Raw genomic sequence first — 1,058 nt, 5'->3', positions numbered from 1 at the left:
AGAGACGACAAAGGAACGAAAGCGCTCTATCCAACTGAGCTACCGGTCCCGTTAAAGGGGACCGAGCGGGACTCGAACCCGCGACCTCTCGATTACAAATCGAAGTAACCCTTGTCTGCACCACCGCGAGGTGGCTTGTGGGCCGGAAGGGGAAAAAGTCGGCAAAGGAACGTTTCTGTCGCTCTCCCAACTGAGCTACCGGACGGTTGCCCGCCCGGACGGGGATCGAACCCGCGACCTACAGTTTGGAATAAGTAACCCTTGCCTGCACCACCCTCCGGTTAGTTTGAGGGACGGGAAGAAACGGCGCCGGGTTCACTAAATGCAATAAGTACCCGGAACCTGCACCACGTCCCAATGACCCGCACCGTAGCGCGGGGCTAAGGTTTGGTCAACTACTTTCTTTCGGTTGCGCGAAACTCAAATCCCTGCTTTCAATTCCGCGTTTCTCGCTTTCTCCCTTTCTCTTTTCCACGAAAGGAACCAAGTCATGGGGTTAGTGCGCGGATTGCTCGTACAGGGTAATCGAAAAGTTGGTGACGCCATTCATTTGTTTGGTCTGCCAGCAGTGACAACATGCCCAGGACGAACTTTGGTTTGTGAAGGGTGTTGTTACGCTTTGCGTTCGAGATTCCGATTTCAGTCAGTCAAAGACAGATTGGCCTGGAACCTGGAGCAAATTAAACGTGATGATTTCTGCGGTCGAATGACCAAAGAGATACGCCGCAAAGGATGCCTCGTTTTACGTGTGCATTCAAGCGGTGATTTTTTCAATCCCGAGTACGCTGAAAAGTGGCTCTGGATCATGAAGAAAGTCCCCAAGCCCCGGTACTACTGGTATTCGAGGTCATGGAGAATCGCGGAGATTGCAGAGGTGTTGGAGAAAATGGCCGCACTGAAGCAAGTCCGTGGATGGCACGGCATTGATTCTGAAACGGGAACGCCTCAAAACGTTCCCAAAGGAATCCGTACTGCTTACCTACAAGTCGATGAAGACACGCCGCCGGAACAAGCCGACCTTGTGTTTCGAGTGCGAAGGTTACGAAAACTTCCTCGTC

Annotated in this window: 1 protein-coding gene; it reads left to right on the top strand. The window is 52.6% G+C overall.

The genetic code is table 11. The features are described 5' to 3' along the window. Positions 1 to 490: 490 nt before the first annotated feature. A partial coding sequence (locus tag BGIM_RS67485) for a GP88 family protein (RefSeq protein ID WP_238537798.1) occupies positions 491 to 1,058 on the top strand: 568 nt, incomplete at its 3' end.

The sequence above is a fragment of the Zavarzinella formosa DSM 19928 genome, from assembly GCF_000255705.1.
In the GTDB taxonomy this organism is placed as follows: Bacteria; Planctomycetota; Planctomycetia; order Gemmatales; family Gemmataceae; genus Zavarzinella; species Zavarzinella formosa.
The sequence above is the reverse complement of the archived record's forward strand: the minus strand, read 5'-3'. Positions and strand labels throughout refer to the sequence as shown.